Below are 1,047 nucleotides of genomic sequence, written 5' to 3'. Positions count from 1 at the left end.
GCGCACCTTCGATCGTCCGCTGCCGGTATTCTGGTTTGTGTACGTTTGACACCATAAAAAAGTGACACCTGGTGAGGCTAACGCCCTGCAAACCCGTCTATGCGCTGCAAAAAGCCAGCATTGCTGGCTTTTTGCAGCGCACAGACGATCTGGGGGGAGCCGCAGGCCCCAAACCCCGCTTTAGCGTCTGACGATGAGCGGCAAGAAGACGGTGTGCTCGCGGGTCAAGTTTGACGGGTCGCGAGCGACGCGTACCGGGCCGTATTCACTGGTAAGGCCATTGTTGGCAACCTCGACGAGCCAGTAGGCGTAGGCATTGTCAGGTGTCGCGGTGGTGTCAACAAACTGGTACGCTGCCCCGCCTGTGCTGCTGCCTCGTGACGCGATCATCTGTGGGGTGATCAAGACGGCCCCGGCGCGGGTACCATCGCTGCTGCGCCACAGATTGAACCCTCGTGTGTCCAGTTCCATACCGGTTTCCCAGGCGACTTCCACGCCAGCGTTGGTACGTGCTGCCGTAAAGCTCTTCAGGGTGATCGGGGTTAGGAAGCTGAAGCGTACCTCTTCCTGGTCATCTTCGGCGAGGATGTTATTGGCAGGTGTGCTATCAATATCGAACTCGATCGCACGCCAGACCTCGGCGACGCTGACGATCTCTTCGGCATCACCGGCGGTGATCTCTACATCCACAAAGATCTGCACGGCACCACCGGCGGGCAGGGTTCCGACATCCCAGGTACCAATGCCGGTTGTTGGTTCGTAGCTATAGGTTCCCTGGCCGGTGCTGTAGGTGACATAGCGCAGCAGATTCTGGGGGATGCGATGTTGCACCTGCACCTGCGTCGCAGTGGTACACGGTTCTGCGTTGCACTGCTGACGGTTGAGCAGATCAATGACGAGGCGCGCGGTTCGATTTTCACCGTTGAGGATGGCAACGGAATGGGCCAGTTCCAGGTCAATCACCAGTGGTCGCACCACCTGGCTGGACTGGTCATCTTCGTTGGGGTCGTCGTTGCCGGGGGTGCTGTTGGGATCGGGTTGATCGGA

Annotated in this window: 1 pseudogene; it reads right to left on the bottom strand. The window is 59.0% G+C overall.

Features of this window, described 5'->3' with window-relative positions:
- Nucleotides 1-180: 180 nt before the first annotated feature.
- A pseudogene (locus EKD05_RS26260) lies at nt 181-1,047 on the bottom strand (DUF11 domain-containing protein); the annotation flags it as partial.

The sequence above is a fragment of the Candidatus Chloroploca sp. Khr17 genome (assembly GCF_004138165.1).
Classification (GTDB): Bacteria; Chloroflexota; Chloroflexia; order Chloroflexales; family Chloroflexaceae; genus Chloroploca.
The sequence above is the reverse complement of the archived record's forward strand: the minus strand, read 5'-3'. Positions and strand labels throughout refer to the sequence as shown.